This window comes from Pseudonocardia sp. EV170527-09 (assembly GCF_008369905.1).
In the GTDB taxonomy this organism is placed as follows: Bacteria; Actinomycetota; Actinomycetes; order Mycobacteriales; family Pseudonocardiaceae; genus Pseudonocardia.
The window spans coordinates 1-1,581 of record NZ_VRMC01000230.1; the positions used below are offsets into that span (position 1 = coordinate 1).

Sequence of the window (1,581 nt, forward strand, 5' to 3'; positions counted from 1 at the left end):
GGACCCTGGCCGACGGCTGGGCCTACGCCCGACTCTATGAGTCGACCCGCCAACGCAACGACGCCCTACCCGGCTGGCTGCACTTCTACAATCACCACCGCGCTCACTCCGCCATCGGCGGCCAGCCACCAGTCACCAGGCTGACCAACCTCCCTGGACATCACAACTAGCCGGGCTGCCACCCGCCGCGTTCCGGGCCGAGGTGTTCGCATCCGTTCAAGACCACCCGCCCGACCCCGGCCAGGATCGGGCGTCATGAGCATCCACCCGACCCTCCGCTACGACGACCCGCGCGCCGCGATCGCGTTCCTCATCACCGCGCTCGGCTTCCGCGAGGCCGCCGTGTACACCGACGACGAGGGCACCGTCGCCCACGCCGAGCTCGCCTGGGACGACGGCGACGACACCGGCCTCGTCCTGATCGGGCCGCGCCGGCCAGGTGGCGACCGCTTCGACACCGGCCCGGCCGTGATCTACCTGACGTGCGACGACCCGGACGCGGTGCACGCCCGTGCGGTCGCCGCCGGGGCGAAGATCGCCATGGCGCCGGTCGACCAGGACTACGGTTCACGCGAGTGCGCCGTCACCGACCCGGAGGGCACCACATGGAGCGTGGGGACCTACCGGCCGTCCCCGGGGCGCCCGTGACCGCACGCCACCCGGACCCCGCCGACCCGCTGCCGTGGCTGCGGGAGATCTGCCTGTCGCTGCCCGAGGTGACCGAGAAGCTCAGCCACGGGTCGCCGTCGTGGTTCGTGCGGAGGATGTTCGTGTCCTACGCCGACCACCACCACGGCCACCCGCACCGGGCGTTCTGGTGCGCCGCTCCGCCGGGCGTCCAGTCCGAGCTGGTCGCCGAGGACCCGGCCCGGTTCTTCCGGCCCGCCTACGTCGGCCACCGCGGCTGGCTCGGGGTGGTGTTGGACGGCACCGGTCCCGACGCCGCCGACCGGGACGAGATCACCGAGATCGTGACCGACGCGTGGCGCTGCGTCGCCCCGACCCGGCTGGCCGCCCGGCTCGACGACTGGGTCAGGCCGCGGCACCCGACTCCCGGACGGACCGGAGCAGCGCCGTGAGCAGCCGGCCGTGGTCGGAGTCGGCCTGGCTCGGGACGAGGAAGCGGCGGCGCAGGACGGCGTAGGACAGCTCGTTGCGCGGGTCGGCGAGCGCCTGCTGACCGCCGGCCCCGCTGTGGCCGAACGACCCGGCGGCCAGCATCGGGTAGACCTCCGAGGAGGCGTGGAACCCGACCGCCCACGCCTTGTGCTGCCGCAGGACCAGGTCGAAGCCGGCGGTCTGGATCTGGGAGAACGCCGCGAGCGTGTCCGGGCGGAGCAGCGCGGGACGGCCGTCGACCGGGCCGGTCGCGGCCGCGTAGAGCGCTGCGAGGGCGTGCGCGGTCCCGATCCCGCCGAGCGAGGCGGGTCCCCGGGAGCGGACCACCGGGTGGGCCGGCAGCTCCCAGACCTCGCAGCCCTCGGGGTGCTGCCGGTTGAACGCGTGTCCGCGTACGGGCTCTGATGTCGCTGTAGGTACGAGCTGGTTTGTCGTTGGTCCGGCGCGTCGGACCGAAGATCA

4 protein-coding genes are annotated in these 1,581 nt (G+C 73.6%); 3 read left to right on the forward strand and 1 reads right to left on the reverse strand.

Features of this window, described 5'->3' with window-relative positions:
- The 3 genes from FVA95_RS28650 to FVA95_RS28660 all read left to right on the forward strand — a co-directional run.
- Positions 1-170, forward strand: a 170-nt coding sequence (locus FVA95_RS28650) for an integrase core domain-containing protein (RefSeq protein WP_149665004.1), incomplete at its 5' end; no start/stop codon positions are given.
- A gap of 85 nt (positions 171-255) precedes the next feature.
- Entirely contained in the window at positions 256-648 is a 393-nt protein-coding gene (locus FVA95_RS28655) for a VOC family protein (protein ID WP_149666888.1), read from the forward strand.
- Complete coding sequence (locus FVA95_RS28660; protein ID WP_240051795.1) at positions 645-1,079, forward strand: MmcQ/YjbR family DNA-binding protein; 435 nt, start codon at positions 645-647, stop codon at positions 1,077-1,079. Before FVA95_RS28655 ends, FVA95_RS28660 begins: the two co-directional genes overlap by 4 nt.
- Here FVA95_RS28660 and FVA95_RS28665 read toward each other — a convergent pair.
- Positions 1,033-1,446 carry a serine hydrolase gene (locus FVA95_RS28665; RefSeq protein ID WP_240051796.1) on the reverse strand — a complete coding sequence of 138 codons (414 nt, stop codon included), beginning with the start codon at positions 1,444-1,446 and terminating at the stop codon, positions 1,033-1,035. The genes FVA95_RS28660 and FVA95_RS28665 overlap by 47 nt on opposite strands.
- Positions 1,447-1,581 lie beyond the last annotated feature (135 nt).